17 protein-coding genes and 1 pseudogene are annotated in these 20,871 nt (G+C 69.2%); 10 read left to right on the top strand and 8 right to left on the bottom strand.

Features of this window, described 5'->3' with window-relative positions:
• Positions 1-259: 259 nt before the first annotated feature.
• Positions 260-2,371 carry a BTAD domain-containing putative transcriptional regulator gene (locus tag ACFY3D_RS26265; protein WP_389983743.1) on the bottom strand — a complete coding sequence of 704 codons (2,112 nt, stop codon included), beginning with the start codon at positions 2,369-2,371 and terminating at the stop codon, positions 260-262.
• A 630-nt stretch (positions 2,372-3,001) separates the two neighbouring features.
• Positions 3,002-3,340, bottom strand: a complete 339-nt coding sequence (locus ACFY3D_RS26270; protein ID WP_350945893.1) for a hypothetical protein — start codon at positions 3,338-3,340, stop codon at positions 3,002-3,004.
• Positions 3,341-3,485: 145 nt separating this feature from the next.
• Between ACFY3D_RS26270 and ACFY3D_RS26275 the strand changes: the two genes are divergently transcribed.
• Complete coding sequence (locus ACFY3D_RS26275; protein WP_389983746.1) at positions 3,486-4,121, top strand: DUF1707 and DUF4870 domain-containing protein; 636 nt, start codon at positions 3,486-3,488, stop codon at positions 4,119-4,121.
• Between the two features lie 112 nt (positions 4,122-4,233).
• Here the strand turns inward: ACFY3D_RS26275 and ACFY3D_RS26280 are convergent, their stop codons facing one another.
• Positions 4,234-5,760 (bottom strand): ATP-dependent DNA ligase, encoded by a 1,527-nt coding sequence (locus ACFY3D_RS26280; RefSeq protein ID WP_389983749.1) that lies wholly within the window; start codon positions 5,758-5,760, stop codon positions 4,234-4,236.
• Positions 5,761-6,048: 288 nt separating this feature from the next.
• The gene (locus ACFY3D_RS26285) at positions 6,049-6,423 is read right to left on the bottom strand and encodes an FKBP-type peptidyl-prolyl cis-trans isomerase (RefSeq protein ID WP_350925951.1); all 375 of its coding nucleotides are present in this window, start codon (positions 6,421-6,423) and stop codon (positions 6,049-6,051) included.
• A gap of 590 nt (positions 6,424-7,013) precedes the next feature.
• On the opposite strand from ACFY3D_RS26285, the gene ACFY3D_RS26290 reads away from it, so the two are divergent.
• From ACFY3D_RS26290 to ACFY3D_RS26310, 5 genes and pseudogenes are all read left to right on the top strand, one after another.
• On the top strand, positions 7,014-8,312 hold the full coding sequence (locus ACFY3D_RS26290; protein WP_389983752.1) for an extracellular solute-binding protein: 1,299 nt from the start codon (positions 7,014-7,016) through the stop codon (positions 8,310-8,312).
• Between the two features lie 180 nt (positions 8,313-8,492).
• Positions 8,493-9,458 carry a carbohydrate ABC transporter permease gene (locus ACFY3D_RS26295; RefSeq protein WP_389983755.1) on the top strand — a complete coding sequence of 322 codons (966 nt, stop codon included), beginning with the start codon at positions 8,493-8,495 and terminating at the stop codon, positions 9,456-9,458.
• The gene (locus ACFY3D_RS26300; protein WP_389983758.1) at positions 9,455-10,312 is read left to right on the top strand and encodes a carbohydrate ABC transporter permease; all 858 of its coding nucleotides are present in this window, start codon (positions 9,455-9,457) and stop codon (positions 10,310-10,312) included. The genes ACFY3D_RS26295 and ACFY3D_RS26300 overlap by 4 nt, the downstream gene beginning before the upstream one ends.
• A pseudogene (locus ACFY3D_RS26305) lies at positions 10,309-10,548 on the top strand (family 1 glycosylhydrolase); the annotation flags it as partial. The gene ACFY3D_RS26300 and the pseudogene ACFY3D_RS26305, both read left to right, overlap by 4 nt.
• 40 nt (positions 10,549-10,588) lie before the next feature.
• Positions 10,589-11,584, top strand: coding sequence for a LacI family DNA-binding transcriptional regulator (locus tag ACFY3D_RS26310; protein WP_389983761.1), 996 nt, complete (start codon positions 10,589-10,591; stop codon positions 11,582-11,584).
• A gap of 118 nt (positions 11,585-11,702) precedes the next feature.
• Here ACFY3D_RS26310 and ACFY3D_RS26315 read toward each other — a convergent pair whose 3' ends face one another.
• Positions 11,703-12,698 (bottom strand): LacI family DNA-binding transcriptional regulator, encoded by a 996-nt coding sequence (locus ACFY3D_RS26315; RefSeq protein ID WP_389983764.1) that lies wholly within the window; start codon positions 12,696-12,698, stop codon positions 11,703-11,705.
• Entirely contained in the window at positions 12,695-14,074 is a 1,380-nt protein-coding gene (locus tag ACFY3D_RS26320; RefSeq protein WP_389983767.1) for a GH1 family beta-glucosidase, read from the bottom strand. The genes ACFY3D_RS26315 and ACFY3D_RS26320 overlap by 4 nt, the downstream gene beginning before the upstream one ends.
• A 195-nt stretch (positions 14,075-14,269) precedes the next feature.
• On the opposite strand from ACFY3D_RS26320, the gene ACFY3D_RS26325 reads away from it, so the two are divergent.
• From ACFY3D_RS26325 to ACFY3D_RS26335, 3 genes are all read left to right on the top strand, one after another.
• Positions 14,270-15,628, top strand: a complete 1,359-nt coding sequence (locus ACFY3D_RS26325) for an ABC transporter substrate-binding protein (protein ID WP_362905234.1) — start codon at positions 14,270-14,272, stop codon at positions 15,626-15,628.
• A gap of 69 nt (positions 15,629-15,697) precedes the next feature.
• On the top strand, positions 15,698-16,672 hold the full coding sequence (locus tag ACFY3D_RS26330) for a sugar ABC transporter permease (RefSeq protein ID WP_362905232.1): 975 nt from the start codon (positions 15,698-15,700) through the stop codon (positions 16,670-16,672).
• Positions 16,673-16,727: 55 nt separating this feature from the next.
• Positions 16,728-17,678: a carbohydrate ABC transporter permease gene (locus ACFY3D_RS26335; RefSeq protein ID WP_350945904.1), complete on the top strand. Its 951-nt coding sequence runs from the start codon at positions 16,728-16,730 to the stop codon at positions 17,676-17,678.
• An 88-nt stretch (positions 17,679-17,766) separates the two neighbouring features.
• Here ACFY3D_RS26335 and ACFY3D_RS26340 read toward each other — a convergent pair whose 3' ends face one another.
• Positions 17,767-18,639, bottom strand: coding sequence for a general stress protein (locus ACFY3D_RS26340; protein WP_389983771.1), 873 nt, complete (start codon positions 18,637-18,639; stop codon positions 17,767-17,769).
• Positions 18,640-18,766: 127 nt separating this feature from the next.
• Positions 18,767-20,206: a GuaB1 family IMP dehydrogenase-related protein gene (locus ACFY3D_RS26345; RefSeq protein ID WP_389983774.1), complete on the bottom strand. Its 1,440-nt coding sequence runs from the start codon at positions 20,204-20,206 to the stop codon at positions 18,767-18,769.
• 134 nt (positions 20,207-20,340) lie between these two features.
• Between ACFY3D_RS26345 and ACFY3D_RS26350 the strand changes: the two genes are divergently transcribed.
• Positions 20,341-20,808: a GyrI-like domain-containing protein gene (locus ACFY3D_RS26350; protein ID WP_350945907.1), complete on the top strand. Its 468-nt coding sequence runs from the start codon at positions 20,341-20,343 to the stop codon at positions 20,806-20,808.
• Positions 20,809-20,871: the final 63 nt, after the last annotated feature.

The raw sequence follows: 20,871 nt of genomic DNA on the forward strand, positions 1-20,871 counted from the left end.
GACGCTTCGCTCGATGAGGCATGGGAGCGAAAAAGCGGCGCGGTATGTGATCCCGGGGATTCGCCTTCCGAGTCCCGTGACCATTACGAAGATGTGGCGATGATTTCGGACATGCCGGATCCGATATTTACGGTGAGAGGGATATAGAATGATTTCACGCGCGGTGAATCCGCGGCCACCGAGGACGCATGGAGAATGGTTTCCGGCGCGTCAGATTATGTGATTACGGCGGCTGGAGACGAGGATTGTTTCCGCCGCGTCAGATCCCTCGCCGGTTTCGATCGCTCATTTCCCATCGCCACGGCGGCCGGCGCGAAGCGGCGCCGTGGACGGTCGACAGGCCGGTGACGTCCCCCGCCGCCCCCGCCGCCCCGGGCGCCTGTCGCGCGGTGGAGATCAGGTCGGCCATCTTGGCGTTGAGCCATCGGGGATCGATGGTGCAGTCGTCGGGCGACATGCTGAAGCGGCCGAGTGCCAGGTGACCGAACTTGGCGTCTTTCCTGGCCCGTCGGTGGCGCACGTCACCGAGGGTGCAGGCGATGACGAGGGAGCTGTGAAGCGCCCGCCTCACGGCCTGCACCTGCTCCTCCTCGGTCTCCTCCTGCCGGGTGCGCTCGCGGGCGAACAGGCAGAGCAGGTCGTGCATGCGATACCGGCCGGCGTCGCGCACCTCGAGGAGCTGGGCGTCCGCGAGATGATCCAGGAGGTCCGCGGTCTGTTCCTCCGAGCGATCGGCCAGCGCCGCGGCGACCGCGACGCTGATGTCGGATCCACCGAGCAGGCCCAGCAGCCGGAACAGGCGGGAGTGCTCGGCCTCCAGGGCGCGGTAACTCACCATGAAACAGGCCCGGACCGCCCGGTCGTCGGCCTGTAGTTCGGAGAGGCGATGATCCTCGACCGCGAGGCGGTCGGCGAGCCCTCGCAGTGACAGGTCCGGCCGCGCCACCAGCCGGGCGGCGGCGATCCTGATCGCCAACGGCAGGCCGCCGCAGAGCCGCACGATCACGCGCGCCGCCCGTGGGTCGGCCGCGACGCGCTCGCCGCCGATCAGGCGGCTCAGCAGGGTGGTCATCTCGTCCTTGGCCATGACGCCGAGGCGGAGATGCGCGACGGTGTCCAGAGAGGTCAGCATCCTCCGAGCGGTGATCAGCACGCGGCAGGTGGGGCTGGCGGGCAGCAACGGCCGTACCTGCTCCGCGTCGCGAGCGTTGTCGAACAGGAACAGCAGGTGTCTGCCGTCGGTCAGCGAGCGGAATCGGGCGGACGCCTCGTCCACGTCGGTCGGGACGGCCACGTCGTCGCCACCGAGGGAGCGCAGGAGGCGAGCGAGGACCTCGGCCGGATGCAGTGGTTTGACGTCGGGGGTGGAACCGTGCAGGTTCACGTAGAGCTGCCCGTCGGGGAACCGCTCCGCGATCTGGTGGGCGACGTGTACGGCGAACGCCGACTTGCCGATCCCCGCCGCTCCGGCGACCGCGGAGACGACGATACGGCCAGGGGCCGCCGAGGTGAGCGCCGTCCGTAACCAGGAGACCTCGGAGGCACGCCCGGTGAAGGCGGCCGAGGCGATCGGGAGCTCCGCCGGGGCGAAAACCCGGCGGACGGCGACCGACGGCGACGGCGCCGCCAGCGCGGAGTCGTCGGCGAGGATCTGCCGATGCATACGGACCAGTTCGGGGCCGGGATCGACACCCAGTTCCGCGGCGAGCATCTCCCGCGCGTGCTGGTACACCACGAGCGCGTCGGCTCGGCGGCCGGAACGGTACAGGGCGAGCATGAGCTGCGCGCGGAGTCGTTCGTTCAGCGGATCCCTGCGAGTCAGCGCCTCCAGATCGGGAAGCACCTCGCCATGCTGGCCCAGCGCGAGGCGGGCCTCCAGCGAGGCGTCCACGACGATCGTTCTCAGCCGTTCCAGCCGTGCCGCCTCGCCTCGCAACGGTTCGGGCAGGGAAAGCCCTTCCAGAACCGCCTCGGCGCGCCACAGACCCAAGGCCCGGGTGTACCGTTCGAGCGCGACGTCATTTCGCCCTTTGGATAACATCAGACGCCCTTGGGCGGCGAGTTCCTCGAACAATCTCACGTCTATTTCATCGGGGGCGACCCGGAGCACGTACCCGTTGGAGCCCGCCTCGATCCGGGAAGGCGAACCAAGCACCCGGCGCAGCGCGGAGATATAGGTGTAGAGGTTCGACTCGGCGTTGGCGGGAGCCTGTTCCCCCCACAACCAGTCGAGCATTCGATGGGTGGGGATCGCCTTGCCGGCATTGAGGAGCAAGGCGGCGAGCAACACCCGCTGTTTGCGTCTCCCGAGGGTGATCGGTTGCCCGTTGGCCGCCCGCACTTCGATCGGCCCGAGAATCTTGAAATCCATCGGCATCACTCTTCAGCGGATACCATGCGCCAACATGAACCGTACAAATGCGTATAAATCCGTTTTTACATAGCGATTCATGATCGTGGGCTCTAACCTTCGGAGGGTACTCACCTGAAGGGAAGAAAAAGATTACGCGGCAGGCGCGCCCGAACGCTCACGCTCCGGTGCGACGCTCCTCGCCGTGTGTGTGATCATCCCTGACCGGCCGCCCTGACCAGGGCGTCGCGCATCGTCAGAGGGTGTGCCACGGCGCGGGTCCCGGACGCGCCGACCGGTGCCGACGGCGCCGGCAGCGCCATCGGCGTCGGCGGACCAGGGCGGCCGCTCGATGGGGGCGTTCCTCGCGAGCGCCGGGAGCCCTTCGGCTCGGCGGGCGGCAGCCCGTGCGCCCGAGGGCGTTTCCTCGCGAGTGCCGGTGGCCCCGGGCCGGCCGGTCATCCGGCCGACGTGATCCTCGGCCGCGTCGGCGGACCGCAGCCGGTCATCCCGCCGGCCTCTGTCCGTACCGCGGTAAGAGTGAGGCGGCCCCTGGCGACGAGAGGGCCGCCGGTCTCTCGTGCCCCCGTGTCGGCGGATGCCCGCGGGGCTCCCCGGTTTCGGCGATGAGGGGAGCCCGGCTCTCTTCGCTCAGCCCTCGGCGCGTTTCTGACGCTCGTTGTAGGCCCTCATCCGGGGTGGGTAACCGGTCAGCTGGACGTCGTAGACGGGCAGGGCCAGGTCGCGGGCCACTTTGCGGATCACCGCGGGGGAGCCGACCCGGCGCCGGGTCCACTCACCGTCGTCGGCGACGGCCACCGCCGTGGTGTTCGTCGCGAATGTCTCGGGCTCGACGTAGAACTCGACGCTCTTGCGCGACTTCGCGAAGGCGATGAGCGCCTCGATGTCGGCGTCGGTCGTGGCGCGGTCGAACTTTGCGATCTTCGGCCCGCGTAGCCGCCTCAACCCGTAGCGATCTCGCCATCTCATATTTCCTTGTATACCTCTCCTGCTCGTTCCGTGGCGGAAGGCCAGGGATGGGTCTCAGGGGCTTATGGGGGTTCATCCTGATATACCGGGCCGACAATCTGGACGAACATTGAGATCGAAGCGGCGAAGAAAGGGTATCGGTCTCATGGCAGGCACAGCGACACCAGCAGGCCCGGGGTACGGGGGAGTGCCGGCAGGTCCTCGACCCGGTCACGCGGGGCTTCGGGTCAGCAACCAGGATCGCGAGCGGGTGGTCGAGCACGTCCAGGCCGCCTACGCGGAGGGAAGACTCGACAAGGTCGAGTTCGACGACAGGCTGGAGCGGGCGATGACGGCCCGCGTCCACGGCGACCTCGTCCCGATCATGAACGAGCTGTACGGCACGCGTCCGGCCCGTCTCGCCTCCTACCCGCCCGCCGCGGGTCAGGTCGCGTACGGTCATCACGCACGCCCCTTCGGCCGGGGGGAGAGCGGAGCGGAGCGTCTGGGGGCGGTGGCGTCGCACCTGCTCCCGCTGGCGGGCCTTCCCGTCATCGGTCCGGCCGTCATGATGCTCACCGCGGGCAGGACATCGCCCTACATCCGGGCGCACTCGGTGGAGGCACTGAACTTCCAGCTGACGATGCTCGCGGCCACCATCGTGCTGGCGATCACTTTCATCGGCTTCGTCCTGACGCCCCTGCTCTGGATCGGCGGCGTGGTGCTGTCCGTGGTCGGCGCCGTGGCCGCGGCGGGCGACGGCGACTTCCGATACCCCTTCACCCTGCGTCTCGTGAAATGACGCCTCCGGCGTCCTGAGGCCGCAGGACCTACGGGACGGCGGCCGCGCGAGGGACGTGGCACCCGCGCGGCGGTACGCCGGACCACGGACGTGACACGAGCGCGAAGACATGTCAGAGCATGAGGGCGCGGACCATGTCGACGGTGTCGGCCTGGTCCGCCGTCTTGTCGGTGCGGTAGCGGATGACCCTGGCGAAGCGCAGCGCCATGCCGCCGGGATAGCGGCTCGACTGCTGCACGCCGTCGAAGGCGATCTCGACGACCGTCTCGGGACGGACGGTGACCGTCCAGCCGTCGGTGGGTCCCTCGGCGATGCCGAGGAAGCGGTCGGTCTGCCAGGCGAGCAGCTCGTCGGTCAGGCCCTTGAAGGTCTTGCCGAGCATGACGAAGCCGCCGGTCACCGGGTCGCGGGCGCCCAGGTGCAGGTTGGAGAGCCTGCCCTCGCGGCGGCCGTGGCCCCATTCCGCGGCCAGGACGACGAGATCGAGCGTGTGCCGGGGCTTCACCTTGATCCAGCCGGCGCCGCGCCGCCCGGCCGCGTAGGGCGTCAGGAGCGACTTGACCACCACGCCCTCGTGGCCGCTCCTGATCGCGTCCTTGAAGAACGCCTCGCCGTCCGCGACGTCGCGGGTGACCAGGCGGGGGGTCACCAGCTCCGCGGGCACGGCGGCGGTCAGGGCCGCGTGGCGTGCCTCACCCGGCAGGTCGAGCAGATCGGCGCCGTCGACCCGCAGCGCGTCGAAGAAGAAGACGCTCAGCGGGGTCCTCTCGCGCACGCGCGACACGTCGGTGCGGCTGGACACGCGGCCCGAGGTGACCTGGAAGGGCTCGGGGCGGCCGTCGGCCCGCAGCGCGATCACCTCGCCGTCGAGGACGAGGTCGCGGGAGGGCAGGGCGCTCACCGCCTCGACCAGCTCGGGCACCTGCGCGGTGATGTCCTCAAGGGCGCGGGTGAAGACGGTGATCCGCTCATCCGAGCGGTGCGCCTGGACCCTGACGCCGTCGAGCTTCCACTCGATGGCCACCGGCTCGCCGAGCTTGCCGAACGCGGCCGCGATGGAGGTGGCGCTCTGGGCGAGCATCGGCGACACCGGGCGGCCGACCTCAAGGTGGAAGGCGCGCAGTGCCTCGACCCCACCGCCCAGGGCGGCGGCGCCGACGGCGGGAAGCCAGCCGCGCAACGTCAGCGCCCGCCTGACCTCGGTGGCCGGCACCCCGGCCGCCTTCGCCACGGCCTCGACCATCACTCCTTCAAGCGCGCCCTGACGCAGCTCGCCCCGCAGCAGCCGTGACAGGAAGACCTGCTCCTGGCGGGTGAGGGCGCCGAACAGCTCGGAGACCAGCGTCCTGCGCGCGCTCTGCGAGCCGGGGCCCGACAGGGCCTTGATCTCATCGAGGAGGTCGTGGACCCCGCGCAGGGTGGCGGTGGCGGCGAGCCGGGGCTCCGGCGGGTCCTGCAGGCTCGTCCAGCCCACTCCGACGTTGCGCTGAGGCAGCTCTCCCGAGAGGTAGGCGATCGCGATCTCGGCCTCGTCCGGCTCGACCCTGCCGAGCAGCTCCGCGAGGTGGGCGGTCTTCGCCAGCCGGGCGGAGCTGGCGGTCACGGCCGCCGAGGTGCGCGCGAGGTCGATCAACAACACAATGGCCAGCTTAAGAGCTACGAGCGGCATTTCGGTGAGGCGAGGCGCTGCTTTTCTGAGTCATCGCGCCTCGCGGGGAGGTCGGACCTTCCCTCGAACCTCGCGAACGTGAGGTGGCCGCCAGACCGGGGCACACAGAGGACGACATCGGACGCAGGGCACGGTGCCGGATATGAAGGACGGTGCAGGACGATCGGGACGGCAGTGGGGGCGGGGAGGTGACAGGACACGCGGGGCGGGCCACCCGTCGCCGGTGTGGCCCGCCCGCATGCGTCGTTTCGTCCCGAGTCAGCTCACGCCGAGCAGGTCCACGACGAAGATGAGCGTCTCGCCCGGCTTGATGCGGTTGCCCGCGCCGGCGTTGCCGTAGCCGAGGTGCGGCGGGATGGTGAGACGGCGGCGGCCGCCGACCTTCATACCCGCGACGCCCTGGTCCCAGCCCGCGATGACCCGGCCCCCGCCCAGCGGGAACTGGAAGGTGTCTCCGCGGTTCCACGACGCGTCGAACTCCTCGCCCGTCGAGAAGGCAACGCCGACGTAGTGCACGGTGACCTGGTGTCCCGGCTTGGCCTCCGGGCCGTCCCCTACGACGATGTCGACGATCTCCAGCTCCGAGGGCGGGGCGCCTTCCGGAAAGTCGATCTCCGGCTTCTCCAGTGCCACGTGGTTCTCCTTGATTGGATGCGCGCCGGTCGATTTCCGACCGGCCGGACGACTCTACGGCTTCCGGCGTCACCACGAGAGACGTGGGGGCCGGGGTGGCTTCCGCGTCGCCTTTCCGAAGTCGTTCTTCCGGGGAGGGGAGGGACGGGTGGCCTCTCGTACGAGGGCGGTCGAGTACCCGTACGAGAGGTCGCCCGGGATCGGCTCGCGAGGGCGGCGACCAGCGGCGCCACGGGTGCGGGCGGCGCGTGGACCACGGGGAGAATCGCGAGGGAGCGCTCTCTGCAATAGAGAGTGGCCCGCTCGGCGGGGAGTGTCAAGAGGTCGGTGTGGTCCTGTGGAACACGCTGGAAACGCGACCTTAATGTGACCTTTCCTCGTGGGAGCGCTCCATTTCCTATAAAATTTAACTTCAAAATCTCTCTGGGCTGCGGAAACATCCATGAGAGCGAGAGGGCACTTTCCGTGAAAAGCCGACCGCCAAGCGCGGAGTGAGGTCGGCGGTGCCGTTGACACGCCATCCCCTTGGCGTCAATCTGCTCAGAGAGCGCTCTCTTCATGATCATTTATGAGAACCCTGGGAGGGTTCCATGCGTAAGTCACGCCAGCGGTTCCTCGCCCCGATGGCCGCCGTTTCCGCTCTGGTCCTGGGCCTCACCGCCTGCGGTGGTGGCACCGAGACCGCCGGGAGCGGCGGGACGGCCTCCCGGCCGGCCGAGAAGATCAAGCTGACCGTCGGGCTGTTCAGCGACTTCCACTACGCACCGCTGTACGAGGAGTTCAAGAAGACCCACCCCAACGTGGAGATCGTGGAGCGCCGCGCGCAGTTCAACGACCACCACACCAACCTCATCACCCAGCTGACCACCGGCGCGGGCGCCGCGGACGTGGTCGCCGTCGAGGGCGGTTACATCGGCGCCTTCACCCCCGTGCCGGACAAGTTCCACAACCTCAAGGAATACGGCCTGGACAGGCGCGAGAGCGAATACCTCGACTGGAAGTGGAAGCTGGGCGTCTCCAACGACGGCTCCGCCCTCCTGGGCCTCGGTACCGACGTCGGCGGCCTGGCCATGTGCTACCGCCCGGACCTGTTCAAGAAGGCAGGCCTGCCCGTCGACCGCGACGAGGTCTCGGCGCTCTGGCCGACCTGGGACGCCTACATCGAGACGGGCAAGAGGTTCGTCGCGGGCAAGGTGGAGGGAGCCAAGTTCACCGACGGTCCCGGCGAGCACTTCCGCGCCATGGTCGAGCAGGCCCCCATCGGCTTCTACGACGCCGAGTACAACATCGTCGCCGCCACCAACCCCGACGTGCGCAAGGCGTACGACACGGGCGTGAAGATGATCGACGAAGGTCTCTCGGCCAACCTCGCCGCGTTCTCGCCGCCGTGGAACACCGGCATCGCCAAGGGCAGCTTCGCCACCATGGTCTGCCCGGCCTGGAAGACCGGAACGATCAAGGACCAGAAGCCCGGCGAGGGCACCTGGGACATCGCGGCGGTCCCCGGTGGCGGCGGCAACCAGGGCGGCACCCATCTGATGCTGCCCAAGCAGGGCAAGCATCCCAAGGAGGCCGCGGCGTTGATCGACCTGCTGACCAGCAAGGAGAGCCAGATCAAGCTCTTCAAGGAGGCGAGCGCGCTGCCCTCGCTACCCGCCCTGTACGACGACCCCGCGGTGAAGGACTTCGTCAACCCGTACTTCGGCAACGCGCCGATCGGCAAGATCTTCACCGACGCGGCCAAGTCGCTCAAGCCGCAGCCCGTGGGTCCCAAGGCCGGTGACGTCCTGCAGGCGATCGGCGACGGTCTCCAGCGGGTCGACCAGGGCAAGCAGAACGCCGAGGAGGCCTGGGCGCAGGCGCTCAAGGACGTCGGCAGGATCAAGTAGTCGCCCTCCCGGCCGGCCGGTCTCGTACCGGTCGGCCACCTGCTCGTGCCCCTGTCCCGTGGCGGGCACGCGTCCCGTGCCGCGGAACCGCACGCCTCCCGCCGTGCGCCGTGACGGGCCGGCCCGCCGTGACGGGCCGCACGCCTCCCTCCGCCCCAAGAACCGCAGAAAGGAGCTGCCATGGCCACCCGCGCGCCCGATCGCCTGGCGGCGGTCCCGCCGAACAGGCAGGCGGGACCTCGCCTCCGCCGCCAACTGGTTCACCAACTCGACGTCAAGGGCTCGCCGTACGCTTACGTGGCCCCCTTCTTCCTGCTCTTCTCCGCGTTCGGGTTGTTTCCCCTCGCGTACACCGCCTGGGTGAGCCTGCACGAGTGGACGCTGCTCCAGGACGAGCAGACCTTCGTCGGCCTGGAGAACTTCAGAACGCTGCTCGCCGACGACTACTTCTGGAACGCCACTTTCAACACCCTGTCCATCGGGGTGCTGTCCACCGTGCCGCAGCTGCTGCTCGCCATCTGGCTTGCCCACCTGCTCAACCGGCCGCTGCGGGCGCAGACCTTCTTCCGCATCACGCTGCTGCTGCCCAACGTGACCAGTGTGGTCGCGGTGGTGGTCATCTTCAGTCAGTTGTTCGGCCGGGACTTCGGCATGATCAACTGGGTGTTCTCCCTGGTCGGCGTGGAGGGCGTCGCCTGGAACGAGGGGGTGCTCAGCTCCCACTTCGCCATCTCCACCATGATCATGTGGCGGTGGACGGGCTACAACGCCCTCATCCTCCTGGCGGCGATGCAGGCGGTGCCGCGCGAGTTGTACGAGGCGGCCACCATCGACGGCGCGAGCGGGATGACCCAGCTCCGCAAGATCACCATCCCGGTGATCAAGCCAACGATCATCTTCGTCGTCATCACCTCGACGATCGGCGCGATGCAGATCCTCGCCGAGCCGCTGCTGTTCGGCTCCTACCTCGTCACCGGAGGGGTGGACCGGCAGTATCAGACGCTCTCCCTGTTCATCTACGAGAACTTCACCAAGCTCGACTTCGGTTACGCCTCGGCCATCTCCTGGATGATGTTCGTCTTCATCGTGGTGGTCGTCGGCGTCAACTACCTGCTCACCCGTCGTGGGAAGGGAGGACTGACATGAGCGCCCACACCGCCGTCCCCGCGGTCCGCCGTCGTTCCGGTGGCGCCGCCCGCAGGCTCACCTACCTCACGCTCGCCGCGGTGGCGTTCTTCTCCATGATGCCGCTCTACTACAGCGTCGTGGTCGCCTCCCGCGACAACGCGGCCCTGGCCGACGTGCCGCCGCCGCTCATCCCCGGCGGCAACTTCTTCGCCAACGTCGCCCGCGTCTTCGACACGGTCCCCTTCGCCCTGGCGATGCTCAACTCCGTCGTCGTCTCCGGCGCCGTCGCGTTCGCGGTGATGCTCTTCTCCACCCTGGCCGGGTTCGCCTTCGCCAAGCTGCGCTTCCGCGGGCGCAACGCCCTGCTTCTGCTCACCGTGGCGACGATGATGGTGCCGACCCAGCTCGGCATCATCCCGCTGTACATGCTGATGGTGAAGCTGGAGTGGACCGGCACCATGTACGCGCTGATCGTGCCCGCGCTCGTCAACGCGTTCGGGGTGTTCTTCATGACCCAGTACCTCTCCAGGGCGCTGCCGACCGAGCTGCTTGAGGCGGGCCGGGTCGACGGCTGCAGCACCTGGGGCCTGTTCTGGCACGTCGTGCTCCCGGCCGCCCGCCCGGCGGCGGCGGTGCTGGGCATGCTCACCTTCATGTCGGTCTGGAACGACTACTTCTGGCCGCTGGTCGTCCTGACCCCGGAGGATCCGACGGTCCAGGTCGCCCTGTCCACACTGGCCAGTGGATACGTCAACGACTACGTGCTCGGCCTGGCGGGCACCACGCTCGGCACGCTGCCACTGGTCATCGTGTTCGCCCTGCTCGGCAAACAGATCATCGGAGGAATCATGCAGGGGGCGGTGAAGGGATGACCGTCGTCGGCACTCGGGGCCCCTGCTTCCGTCATGCCGACGACAACGGCCACCCGCGCGTCGTGCACACCGCGATCGCCGAAGGGGCGGAGGCGCGTGGTTATCTGGTCTGGTCGCTGCTGGATAATTTCGAGTGGGCCGAAGGGGACCGGCGTAGGTTCGGGATCGTGCGTGCGGACTTCGCCACCCGGCGGCGCCTGCTCAAGGATGGCGCGCCGTTGTACCGCGATGTCATCGTACGTAACGGACTGCAATCGACGGTAGGGGAAGAACACGATGAGACGTCCCACTCTGGAGGCGGTCGCCGCCCGTGCCGGGGTCTCCCGGTCGACCGTCTCCCGGGTGGTGAACGGCCAGACCACGGTCACCGCCGACATCCGGGACCTGGTCATGCGCGCGGTGAACGAGCTCGGCTACGTCCCCAACGGGGCGGCGAGAAACCTGGTGACCCAGCGGACCAACTCGGTCGCGCTGGTCGTCTCGGAGTCGCCGAACCGCGTGTTCTCCGACGACCCGATGTTCTCCACCGTCATACGCTCGGCCAGCCTGGAGCTGGAGGCCGTCAACAAGCAGGTGGTGCTGCTGCTGGCCGGGTCGCCGGAGAGCCATGCCCGGGTGGAGCACTACATCGCCGGCGGCCACGTCGACGGCGTCATGCTCGTGTCCAGCCACGGCGCCGACCCGCTGCCGGTCGCGCTCACCCGGCTGCGCGTCCCGGTCGTCTCCTACGGCAGACCCGCCGTGCAGGTCGAGATACCGTACGTCGACAACGACAACGTCGAGGGCGCCGCCACCGCCGTGCGGCACCTGCTGGAGCGAGGCAGGCGGCGCATCGCCACCATCGCGGGGCCGCTGGACATGATAGGCGGGCAGGACCGGCTGACCGGCTACCGCGAGGTGCTGCGCGACTCCGACCGCCGCTCGATCATCGCGGTCGGCGACTTCACCCGGGAGTCGGGGGCGGTCGCGATGCGGCAGCTGCTCGCCGACGACCCGGAGATCGACGCGGTCTTCGCCGCGAACGACCTGATGGCGATCGGCGCGATGCACGCGCTCCGCCAGGCGGGCCGGAGGATTCCCGACGAGGTCGCCATCGTGGGCTACGACGACATCGAGGCCGCCCGCTACACCGACCCGCCGCTGACGACCATCCACACGCCGCACGCCGAGCAGGCCGCGGCGATGGTCCGCCTGCTGCTCTCCCTTCTTGAGGGAGGCCCCGCCGAGTCGATGATCGTGTCCACGGATCTGGTCGTCCGGGCGTCCTCGTAGTCCCGGTTCGGAGCCCGGGCCGGGGGCCGGAGCCCTGGCACCCGACCGGGGCTCCGGGCCCGTGCTCTTCGTCGGGTCTTGAGTTTCGCCCGCTCCCGTGGCCGGAGGGCGACCGGTCTCAGGACGCGGTGGACTCCCGGACGACCAGCTCGGTGGGGAGTGTCACCTGCGCCTTCTCCTCCAGGTCGAGGACCATGCGGGCGAGCCTCCGTCCCATCTCGACGGTCGGCTGCCTGACCGTGGTCAGCGGAGGCTCGGCGTAGGAGACGGCGGGGATGTCGTCGAAGCCGACCAGCGCGACGTCGTCGGGGACCCGTCGGCCCGCCTGGCGCAGGGCCGTCAGCGCGCCCAGCGCCATCAGGTCGTTCGCCACGAAGACCGCGTCGATCTCCGGGTCGTCGGCGAGCAGCTGCCGCATCGCGATCGTCCCCGACTCCCGGGTGAAGTCGCCGACCGCGACGATGGAGCGGCGGTCGGAGTCGCGCAGCACGGCGCGGTAGCCGTCGAGCCGGTCGATTCCGGCGATCATGTCCTGCGGCCCGGCGATGGTGGCGATGCGCCGCCTGCCCCGTTCCATCAGGTGCCGCACCGCGCGCTCGGCGCCGCCGGCGTTGTCCACGTCCACGTACGGCAGGCTGCTGGGCACGGTCGGCCTGCCGCTGCACACCACCGGCACCCCGCGCCTGGCGAGGATGGCCGGCAGCGGGTCGGTGCCGTGCATCGACGCGATGACCACGCCGTCCACGTGGCCGTTGGTGGCGTAGCGCTCGGCCCGCTGGTAGCCGCCCGTCGCGCCGATGAGCATCAGCACGAGCTGCTTGTCAGCCTCCTCGATCTCCAGGCTGACCCCGCGGATGATCCCGGCGAAGGTCGGGTCGTCGGAGAAGACCCGGGTCGCAGGCTCGGGGAAGACGAGCGCTATGGAGTCGGCCCGCTGGGTGACCAGGCTCCGCGCCGCCTGGTTGGGCACGTAGCCCAGCTCCTCCACGGCGCGGTTGACCGCGTCGCGGATCTGGGGTGCCACGCGCGTGGAGCCGTTGACCACGCGCGAGGCCGTCGCCCGGGACACACCCGCCCGGGCGGCCACCTTCTCCAGGGTCGGACGGGTCCTCACAGTCCGTTCCGGCGTACGACCTGGCTGTACCACAGGGCGCTGTCCTTGGGGATGCGGCGTTGCGTCGCGTAGTCGACGTGCACGACGCCGAACCGCTTGTCATACCCCTCGGCCCACTCGAAGTTGTCCAGCAGCGACCACACGAGATATCCGCGCAGGTCGGCGCCGCCCTCGATCGCCGCGTGCGCCGCGCGCAGGTGGCCGTCGAGGTAGGACAGGCGGCCGACGTCGTGCACCTCGCCGTCCTCGACGACGTCGTCGAAGGCGGCACCGTTCTCGGTGATGATCAGAGGGGTGCCCGGATAGTCGCGCGAGAGCCGCAGGAGCAGGTCGGTGAGGCCGAACGGCTGCACCGGCCATCCCATCGCGGTCTGCGGCGCGTCGGCTCCGCCGAAGGCGATGCCCTCGCTGCCCGGATAGACCAGGTTGGCGGGCTCGCCGGCGCGGACGGTCACGGTCTGCGGGTGGTAGTAGTTCACGCCCAGCAGGTCGATCGGCTGACCGATGATCTCCAGGTCGCCGTCCTGGACGAAGGACCAGTCGGTGAAGCGGCGGGCACGCTCGACGACGTCGGCGGGATACTCCCCGCGCAGCACCGGGTCCAGGAAGATCCGGTTCTGCAGGCCGTCGACGAGTTCGACCGCGGGGGCGTCGTCGCCGATCACGGGGGAGAGGTTGAGCGTGATGCCGACCGTGGTGGCGCCCGAGGCGCGCAGCGCCTGGACGGCCAGGCCGTGGCCGAGCAGCAGGTGGTGGACGGCGGCGAAGCCCAGCGCGGGCTCGGCGAGGCCGGGGGCGTGGAGGCCCGACGCGTAGCCGAGGAAGGACGAGCACCAGGGCTCGTTCAGGGTGGTCCACGTCTCGATCCGGTCACCCAGCCTGCCGTGCGCGATCGCGGCGTAGTCGGCGAAGTGCGCGGCGGTCTCCCTGCTGGTCCAGCCGCCGCGGTCCTCCAGGGTCTGCGGCAGGTCCCAGTGGTAGAGCGTCACGATGGGGGTGATGCCCTTTTCGAGGAGCTCGTCGACGAGGCGGTCGTAGAAGTCCAGGCCGCGCGGGTTGGCGGGCCCCGACCCGTCGGGCTGCACGCGGGGCCAGGAGATGGAGAACCGGTAGGAGTGCAGGCCGAGGTCGCGCATGAGCGCGACGTCCTCGGGATAGCGGTGGTAGTGGTCGCACGCGACGTCACCGGTGTGGCCCGCGTGAACCTTGCCGGGGGTGCGGGAGAACGTGTCCCAGATGGAGGGGCCCCTGCCGTCATCCCGGGTGGCGCCCTCGATCTGATAGGCCGCGGTGGCGGCACCCCAGACGAAGCCCTCGGGGAATCTCAGCACGCCGGAGTCCTGAAGGTCGTAGGACTTTTCGGCGGACATGGTCATGTCCTCACCGCCCCATTCTGTTCGGCTGTTACGTGAGAGCGCTCTCTGGAGCATCACGGTACCGCACAGATCGTGTCAAGAATTCTGAGATGGTAACCGTAATATCACGGTTCTTGACTTTGCGTTGTGGGCAGACAACTCTTCCAGAGAGCGCTCTCACACTCCCCGGCAATTGTGTATTTGGAGGATGGTTCCATGTCGCTCCTCTCTCGGCCCCGGCGCACCGCCCTTGCGGCGGGCAGCATAGGGCTGGCGTTGGTCGTCACCGCCTGCGGATCCGCGGACCCCACGCCATCGGCGGGTGGCGACGACGCCGGCGCGTCCCCCGAATGTGCCGCCTTCAGCCAGTACGGCAAACACGAGGGCAAGACCGTCAGCATCTACTCGCCGATCCGCGACGCGGAGGCCGACCACTTCGAGAAGGCGTGGAAGCCGTTCGCCGACTGCGTCGGAATGAAGATCACCTATGAGGGCACCGGCGAGTTCGAGGCGCAGATCCAGGTCCGCGCGGACGGCGGCAACCCCCCCGACATCGCCTTCTTCCCCCAGCCGGGCCTTCTTGAGCGTTTCGCCAAGGCGGGAAAGCTCAAGCCCGCCTCCGAGGAGATCAAGAAGCTCACCGCCGAGGGTTGGTCGGAGGACTGGGCCAAGTACGCCACCGTCGACGGCGTCTTCTACGGCGCCCCGCTCGGCGCGAGCGTGAAGTCCTTCGTCTGGTACTCGCCGAAGATGTTCACCGAGAAGGGCTGGGCCGTCCCCAAGACCTGGGACGAGCTCATGACGCTCACCAACACGATCGCCGACTCCGGCGTGAAGCCGTGGTGCGCGGGCATCGAGTCCGGTGACGCGACCGGCTGGCCGGCGACCGACTGGATCGAGGACCTCATGCTCAGGGAGGCCGGTCCCGAGGGATACGACGACTGGGTGAGCCACAAGACCCCGTTCAACGACCCCAAGGTCACCGCGGCGGTCGACAAGGTCGGCGCGATCCTCAAGAACGAGAAGTTCGTCAACGGCGGCTACGGCCCGGTCAAGTCGATCGCCAGCACCGCCTTCCAGGAGGGCGGCGTCCCGATCACCGAGGGCAAGTGCGCCCTGCACCGCCAGGCGTCCTTCTACGCCAACTTCTGGCCCGAGGGGACCAAGGTCGCCGAGGACGGCGACGTGTTCGCCTTCTACCTGCCGGGCAACGACCCGGCCAAGAAACCGGTGCTCGGCGCGGGCGAGTTCGTGGCGGCCTTCACCGACCGCCCCGAGGTCCAGGCCGTCCAGGCGTATCTCGCCTCCGCGGAGTTCCCCACCGCCCGCATGAAGCTGGCGACCTACGTCACCGCGCGCAAGGGCGTCGACCCGGCCAACGCCCAGAACCCGATCGACAAGCTCTCCATGGAGATGCTCCAGGACCCGAGCACGATCTTCCGCTTCGACGGCTCGGACCTGATGCCTGCCGCGGTCGGCGCGGGCACGTTCTGGAAGGGCATGACCGACTGGATCAACGGCAAGGACACCAAGACGGTCCTCGACTACATCGAAGCCTCCTGGCCCAAGTCCTGATATATCCCGATGAGTCCGGTTCTGCGTGATGCGCGGGACCGGACCGTCGTCCTCCCGGGAGATTCTCCGATGGACTTCGACTTCGCCGCCGAACTGCCCAAACTCCTCCAACTGCTGATCGGCGTCGCCGCGTTCCTCGTGGTGGTGGCGGTGATCCTGGTGCTCCTCGACCGCGCCCCGATGCGGCGGCGCGCGTGGACCCACGCCACGATCCTGCTTCTGCCCGCCATCCTGCTCCTCGCCATCGGCCTGGTCGTACCGGCCGTGCGCACCACCCTGCTGTCGTTCATGAGCGGCGACGGCAAGGAGTGGGTCGGCATGTCCAACTACGCCTGGATGTTCACCCAGCCGGAGGCGGTGATCGTCCTCCGCAACACCCTCATCTGGGTGCTGCTCGTCCCGCTGCTGGTGACCTCGGTCGGGCTGGTCTACGCCGTCCTGGTCGACCGCACCCGTTTCGAGTCGCTCGCCAAGTCACTCGTCTTCCTGCCGATGGCGATCTCCTTCGTCGGGGCGGGCATCATCTGGCGCTTCGTCTATGCCTACCGCTCCGAGGAGCAGGACCAGATCGGCCTGCTCAACCAGATCACGGTCGCGTTCGGCGGCGAACCACAGCAGTGGCTCCAGGAGGCACCGCTCAACACGCTGTTTCTCATCGTGGTCATGGTCTGGATCCAGGCGGGTTTCGCCACCGTGGTGCTCTCCGCCGCGATCAAGGGAATCCCCGCCGAGATCGTCGAGGCCGCCCGGCTGGACGGGGCGAGCCCGCTGCAGATGTTCTTCCGGGTGACGCTGCCGTCCATCCGCTCGGCCGTGATCGTGGTGCTGGTCACGCAGTCGATCGGCACGCTCAAGCTGTTCGACATCGTCCGCACCATGACCGGCGGCCAGTTCGACACCAGCGTCATCGCCAACGAGATGTACAACCAGGCGTTCCGGTACGGCGAGACGGGCAAGGGCGCGGCCCTCGCGGTCTTCCTGTTCGTCCTGGTGACCCCGATCGTGATCTACCAGATCCGCCAGCGCAGAGAGGCCGTCAGGTGACCGGGCGAGCAGGCAGGCCCCGCGTCGCGAGTACGCGGACGGCGAAGGAGTGCACATGGCCACGTTGACCCAGACCATGGTGCGGCCCGAGGCGACGACGGCACCGCAGCGCGTACGGCGGAGGCTGAGCGGCCGCGTCGCCGGCGCCGCGGCGATCGTCATCGCGGTCCTGTGGACCACCCCGACCTTCGGCCTGCTGCTGTCCTCGCTGCGCCCGGAGGACCAGATCAAGACCACCGGCTGGTGGACGTTCTTCTCCGACCCGCAGATCACCCTGGAGAACTACCAGCAGGTCCTGTTCGGAACCTCCTCGTCCTCCGGCCAGATGATGAGCTTCCTGATCAACTCGATCGTCATCACGATCCCGTCGGTGCTCTTCCCGCTCGCCCTCGCCACCTTCGCGGCGTACGCGCTCGCCTGGCTGCCGTTCCGCGGACGAGAGTGGATCTACATCGGCATCTTCGCGCTGCAGATCGTGCCGCTGCAGATGGCACTCGTGCCACTGCTCTCGTTCTTCTCCGAGGGCGTGTCCGTCTTCGGCCTCCAGTTGATGCCCGCCTGGGAGCTGGAGGGCCCCGCCCGGTTCATTCAGGTCTGGTTCGCCCACACCTGCTTCGCGCTACCGCTGGGCGTCTTCCTGCTGCACAACTTCATGTCCGAGCTTCCCGGCGAGTTGATGGAGGCGGCGAGGGTCGACGGGGCGAGCCACGGGAAGATCCTGCGCACGATCGTCCTCCCGCTGGTCGGGCCCGCGCTCGCCACCTTCGCGATCTTCCAGTTCCTCTGGGTCTGGAACGACCTGCTGGTGGCCCTGATCTTCGCCGGGGGCACCCCGGAGAGCGCTCCGATGACGGTACGGCTGGCGCAGATGGCCGGTACCAAGGGCAACGAGTGGCAGCGCCTGACCTCGGGAGCGTTCGTCTCGCTGATCATCCCGCTGATCGTCTTCCTGTCGATGCAGCGTTACTTCGTCCGCGGCCTGCTCGCGGGCGGCGTCAAGGGCTGAGCACCCTCTTCCGCGTCCACCTGCCGGCGGGCGCCCCGGATCGGGGCGCCCGCCGGATGTTCTGCCGGGACTCTCTCACCAGGCGCACTCAGGAGTCGGGCCGCTCGGAACCGGCCGACCGGGCGGCGGGGCGGTCGGGAGAGGTCGGCTGCGCGGGGATCCGGTGCTCGGCGGTGCCGGGCCGCGCCGGCTCGGCACCCTCCTCGGCGTGCGACGGCGCGGGGGACGTGGGAGCCGGATCGTCCGCGGGCGCGGGGTGGTCCGCGGTGGCCGGTCGCGCGGCGCGCCCGGGGATGACCGGCTGCGGGGGCAGGTCGGAGGTGACCGGACGGCCGGAGAGGTCGGGGGCGGACGGCTGCGGGGGGATGTCGGTGGCGAGCGACTGTGCGGGGGTGGCGTGGGTGGGGGAGGTGGCCCCGGTGGCGGCCGGGTCGTACATGCCGGCGGACGGGGGAACCTCCACGACCATGGTGTCGGCGGGGCCGGGGGTCGACTCCAGGACGGCCCGCGCGTGGTCCAGGTGGGAGGCCGCGACCAGCACGTCGTAGCGGCCGGCGACGATCGCGCTGCGCGAGGCGAAGTCCCGTTTGCCGCCGGTGAAGAGGTGGTTGATGAACCCGAACGCGGCTCCCATCACGGCACCCCACAGGGCCGCCCAGAGCACGAGGACGAAGAACGACATCGTGGTCGAGGTGAACAGGCCGAGGAACATTCCCACCACGGCGCCGAAGGCCGCGCCGCTCCCGGCTCCGGTGAGCGCGGCCCGCCCGTTGGTCATCCTGCCGGTGACGGTCTCCTCGAGTTTCAGGTCGCTGCCGACGATCGCCACGTTCTCGACGGGGAAGCCCGCGTCGGAGAGCCCGTCCACGGTTCGCTGTGCCGCGAGGTAGTTGTCGTAGCCTGCCAGGACCCTCCGGTCCACGACGACCTGCGTGTCCAGGCCGGTGGGCGTTCCATTCATGTCCGCTCGCCTTTCGGTGGTGGAAGATGGCTTGACGAGCCGACTACCCCGTGGCGGTAGGAGGATGCGTGTCCTTTCCCGGGAACTCGCCGCCTACGGCGAGATCCCGGGAGAACGGTGGGACGGATCACCAACTCTGGTGGAGCGGCATTCCCTCGGTGTAGCCGGACGAGCTCTGGACGCCGATCACCGCGCGCTCGTGGAACTCCTCCAGGGTGGAGGCCCCCGCGTAGGTGCACGAGGAGCGCAGACCGGCCACGATGGCGTCGATCTGGTCCTCGACGCTGGGCATGGCCGGGTCGAGATACATCCTGGAGGTCGAGATGCCCTCCTCGAACAGGGCCTTGCGCGCCCGGTCGAAGGGGGAGTCCTCCGCCGTGCGCAGTCTCACCGCGCGGGCCGAGGCCATGCCGAAGTTCTCCTTGTACTTGCGCCCGTCGGCGGAGGTACGGGTGTCGCCCGGCGATTCGTAGGTGCCCGCGAACCACGAGCCGATCATCACGTTGGACGCCCCCGCGGCCAGGGCGAGGGCGACGTCGCGGGGATGGCGGACGCCGCCGTCGGCCCACACGTGGCGGCCCAGCCCGCGGGCCTCGGCGGAGCACTCCAGCACGGCGGAGAACTGCGGGCGGCCCACGCCGGTCATCATCCGGGTGGTGCACATCGCCCCGGGGCCGACGCCGACCTTCACGATGTCCGCCCCCGCCTCGACGAGGTCCCGCACGCCCGCGGCGGTGACGACGTTGCCCGCCGCGACGGGCACGTCGGGGCCGAGCGCGCGGACCGCCTTCAAGGCGCCGATCATCTTCTCCTGGTGGCCGTGGGCGGTGTCCACGACCAGGCAGTCCACCCCGGCGTCGAGGATCTCCTTGGCCTTGGCGGCCACGTCTCCGTTGACTCCGACGGCCGCCGCGACGCGGAGCCTGCCCGAGTCGTCGACGGCGGGCCGGTACAGGGTGGCGCGCAGCGCGCCCGTCCTGGTCAGGATGCCGACCAGCCGGCCGTCCGCGTCCACGACGGGGGCGAGCCGGTGACGGCCCTCGTGGAGACGGTCGAAGGCCTCGCGCGGGTCGAGCCCGGCGGGCAGCGTGAGCAGGTGGTCGGACATCACCTGGGAGAGCTGGGTGTACATGTCCACGCCCGAGCAGTCGCTCTCGGTGACCACGCCGGCCGGGCGGTTCTCCCAGTCGACGATGATGATCGCGCCGTGGGCCCGCTTGGGTAGCAGGTTGAGCGCCTCTCCGACGGTGTCGTGCGGGGTGAGCGTGAGCGGTGTGTCGTGGACGAGGTCGCGTTTCTTGACCCAGTCGACGACGTCGGCGACCACGTCGATCGGGATGTCCTGCGGGATCACGGTGATCCCGCCCCGCCGCGCGACGGTCTCCGCCATCCGCCGTCCCGCCACCGCCGTCATGTTGGCGACCACGACGGGGATGGTGGTTCCGGTGCCGTCCCGGCTGGAGAGGTCGACGGCGAGCCGCGAGCCGACGGAGGAGAGCGACGGAACCATGAAGACGTCGCTGTAGGTCAGGTCGTAGGCCGGTGCCATCTCATTGAGGAATCTCACGTTGCTCCACCTTATGCCGTGAATTGCCGGATATGAGCGTTCCCCTTTTCCTGGCCTTCGAAGAGGACTGGCAGCTCGGAGCGGGGACTAGGATCCGGTTTGCGTGAATAAGTGGATGGCCATGAGGAGGCATTGTGATCGTGGTTGATCGGCCCGAGATGCTCGTCGTAGGTCATGCCGTACGGACGTCGAACGCCGACGAGACGGAGCCCGGCCGGGGGAGGCTCGGCGCGCTCTGGGCGCGGGCGGGGTCCCCGGGGGCCTTCGCCCATGTGCCGGGACGGGTCGACGAGAACATCTACGCGGTGCTCACCGACTACGAGAGTGACCACCACGGTGCCTACACCCAGATCGTCGGGGTCGCCGTGCGCAGTGCCGCGGCGCTGCCCGAGGGGATGGTGGCGGTACGGGTGCCGGGAGTGCCGTCGCTGAAGGTCGAGGTCCGCGGGCCGATGCCGGGTGTCCTGCTGGAGGGGTGGCAGCAGCTGTGGAAGCACACCGAGTCGGGTGGCACCCCGCCGAGGGCCTTCACCACCGACCTGGAGGTGCACCACCCTCAGGGAGCCGACATCTACGCGGCGGTCCTGTCCCCGATGCGCTGAGTGTGGTCGGCTCCGGTCGGCTCGCGGTGACGCGTCCGACCGGGCGGCCCGGTGCCCTCGGTG

Origin of the sequence: Streptosporangium sp. NPDC000509 (assembly GCF_042898365.1) — a bacterium.
Lineage (GTDB): Bacteria > Actinomycetota > Actinomycetes > Streptosporangiales > Streptosporangiaceae > Streptosporangium.

What these genes read in the sequence shown, in the direction of transcription:
- ACFY3D_RS26265 (WP_389983743.1), bottom strand. Translation starts at nt 2,371, where the DNA reads ATGGATTTCAAGATTCTCGGGCCGATCGAAGTGCGGGCGGCCAACGGG.
- ACFY3D_RS26270 (WP_350945893.1), bottom strand. Translation starts at nt 3,340, where the DNA reads ATGAGATGGCGAGATCGCTACGGGTTGAGGCGGCTACGCGGGCCGAAG.
- ACFY3D_RS26275 (WP_389983746.1), top strand. Translation starts at nt 3,486, where the DNA reads ATGGCAGGCACAGCGACACCAGCAGGCCCGGGGTACGGGGGAGTGCCG.
- ACFY3D_RS26290 (WP_389983752.1), top strand. Translation starts at nt 7,014, where the DNA reads ATGCGTAAGTCACGCCAGCGGTTCCTCGCCCCGATGGCCGCCGTTTCC.
- ACFY3D_RS26295 (WP_389983755.1), top strand. Translation starts at nt 8,493, where the DNA reads ATGGCCACCCGCGCGCCCGATCGCCTGGCGGCGGTCCCGCCGAACAGG.
- ACFY3D_RS26300 (WP_389983758.1), top strand. Translation starts at nt 9,455, where the DNA reads ATGAGCGCCCACACCGCCGTCCCCGCGGTCCGCCGTCGTTCCGGTGGC.
- ACFY3D_RS26310 (WP_389983761.1), top strand. Translation starts at nt 10,589, where the DNA reads ATGAGACGTCCCACTCTGGAGGCGGTCGCCGCCCGTGCCGGGGTCTCC.
- ACFY3D_RS26320 (WP_389983767.1), bottom strand. Translation starts at nt 14,074, where the DNA reads ATGACCATGTCCGCCGAAAAGTCCTACGACCTTCAGGACTCCGGCGTG.
- ACFY3D_RS26325 (WP_362905234.1), top strand. Translation starts at nt 14,270, where the DNA reads ATGTCGCTCCTCTCTCGGCCCCGGCGCACCGCCCTTGCGGCGGGCAGC.
- ACFY3D_RS26330 (WP_362905232.1), top strand. Translation starts at nt 15,698, where the DNA reads ATGGACTTCGACTTCGCCGCCGAACTGCCCAAACTCCTCCAACTGCTG.
- ACFY3D_RS26335 (WP_350945904.1), top strand. Translation starts at nt 16,728, where the DNA reads ATGGCCACGTTGACCCAGACCATGGTGCGGCCCGAGGCGACGACGGCA.
- ACFY3D_RS26340 (WP_389983771.1), bottom strand. Translation starts at nt 18,639, where the DNA reads ATGAATGGAACGCCCACCGGCCTGGACACGCAGGTCGTCGTGGACCGG.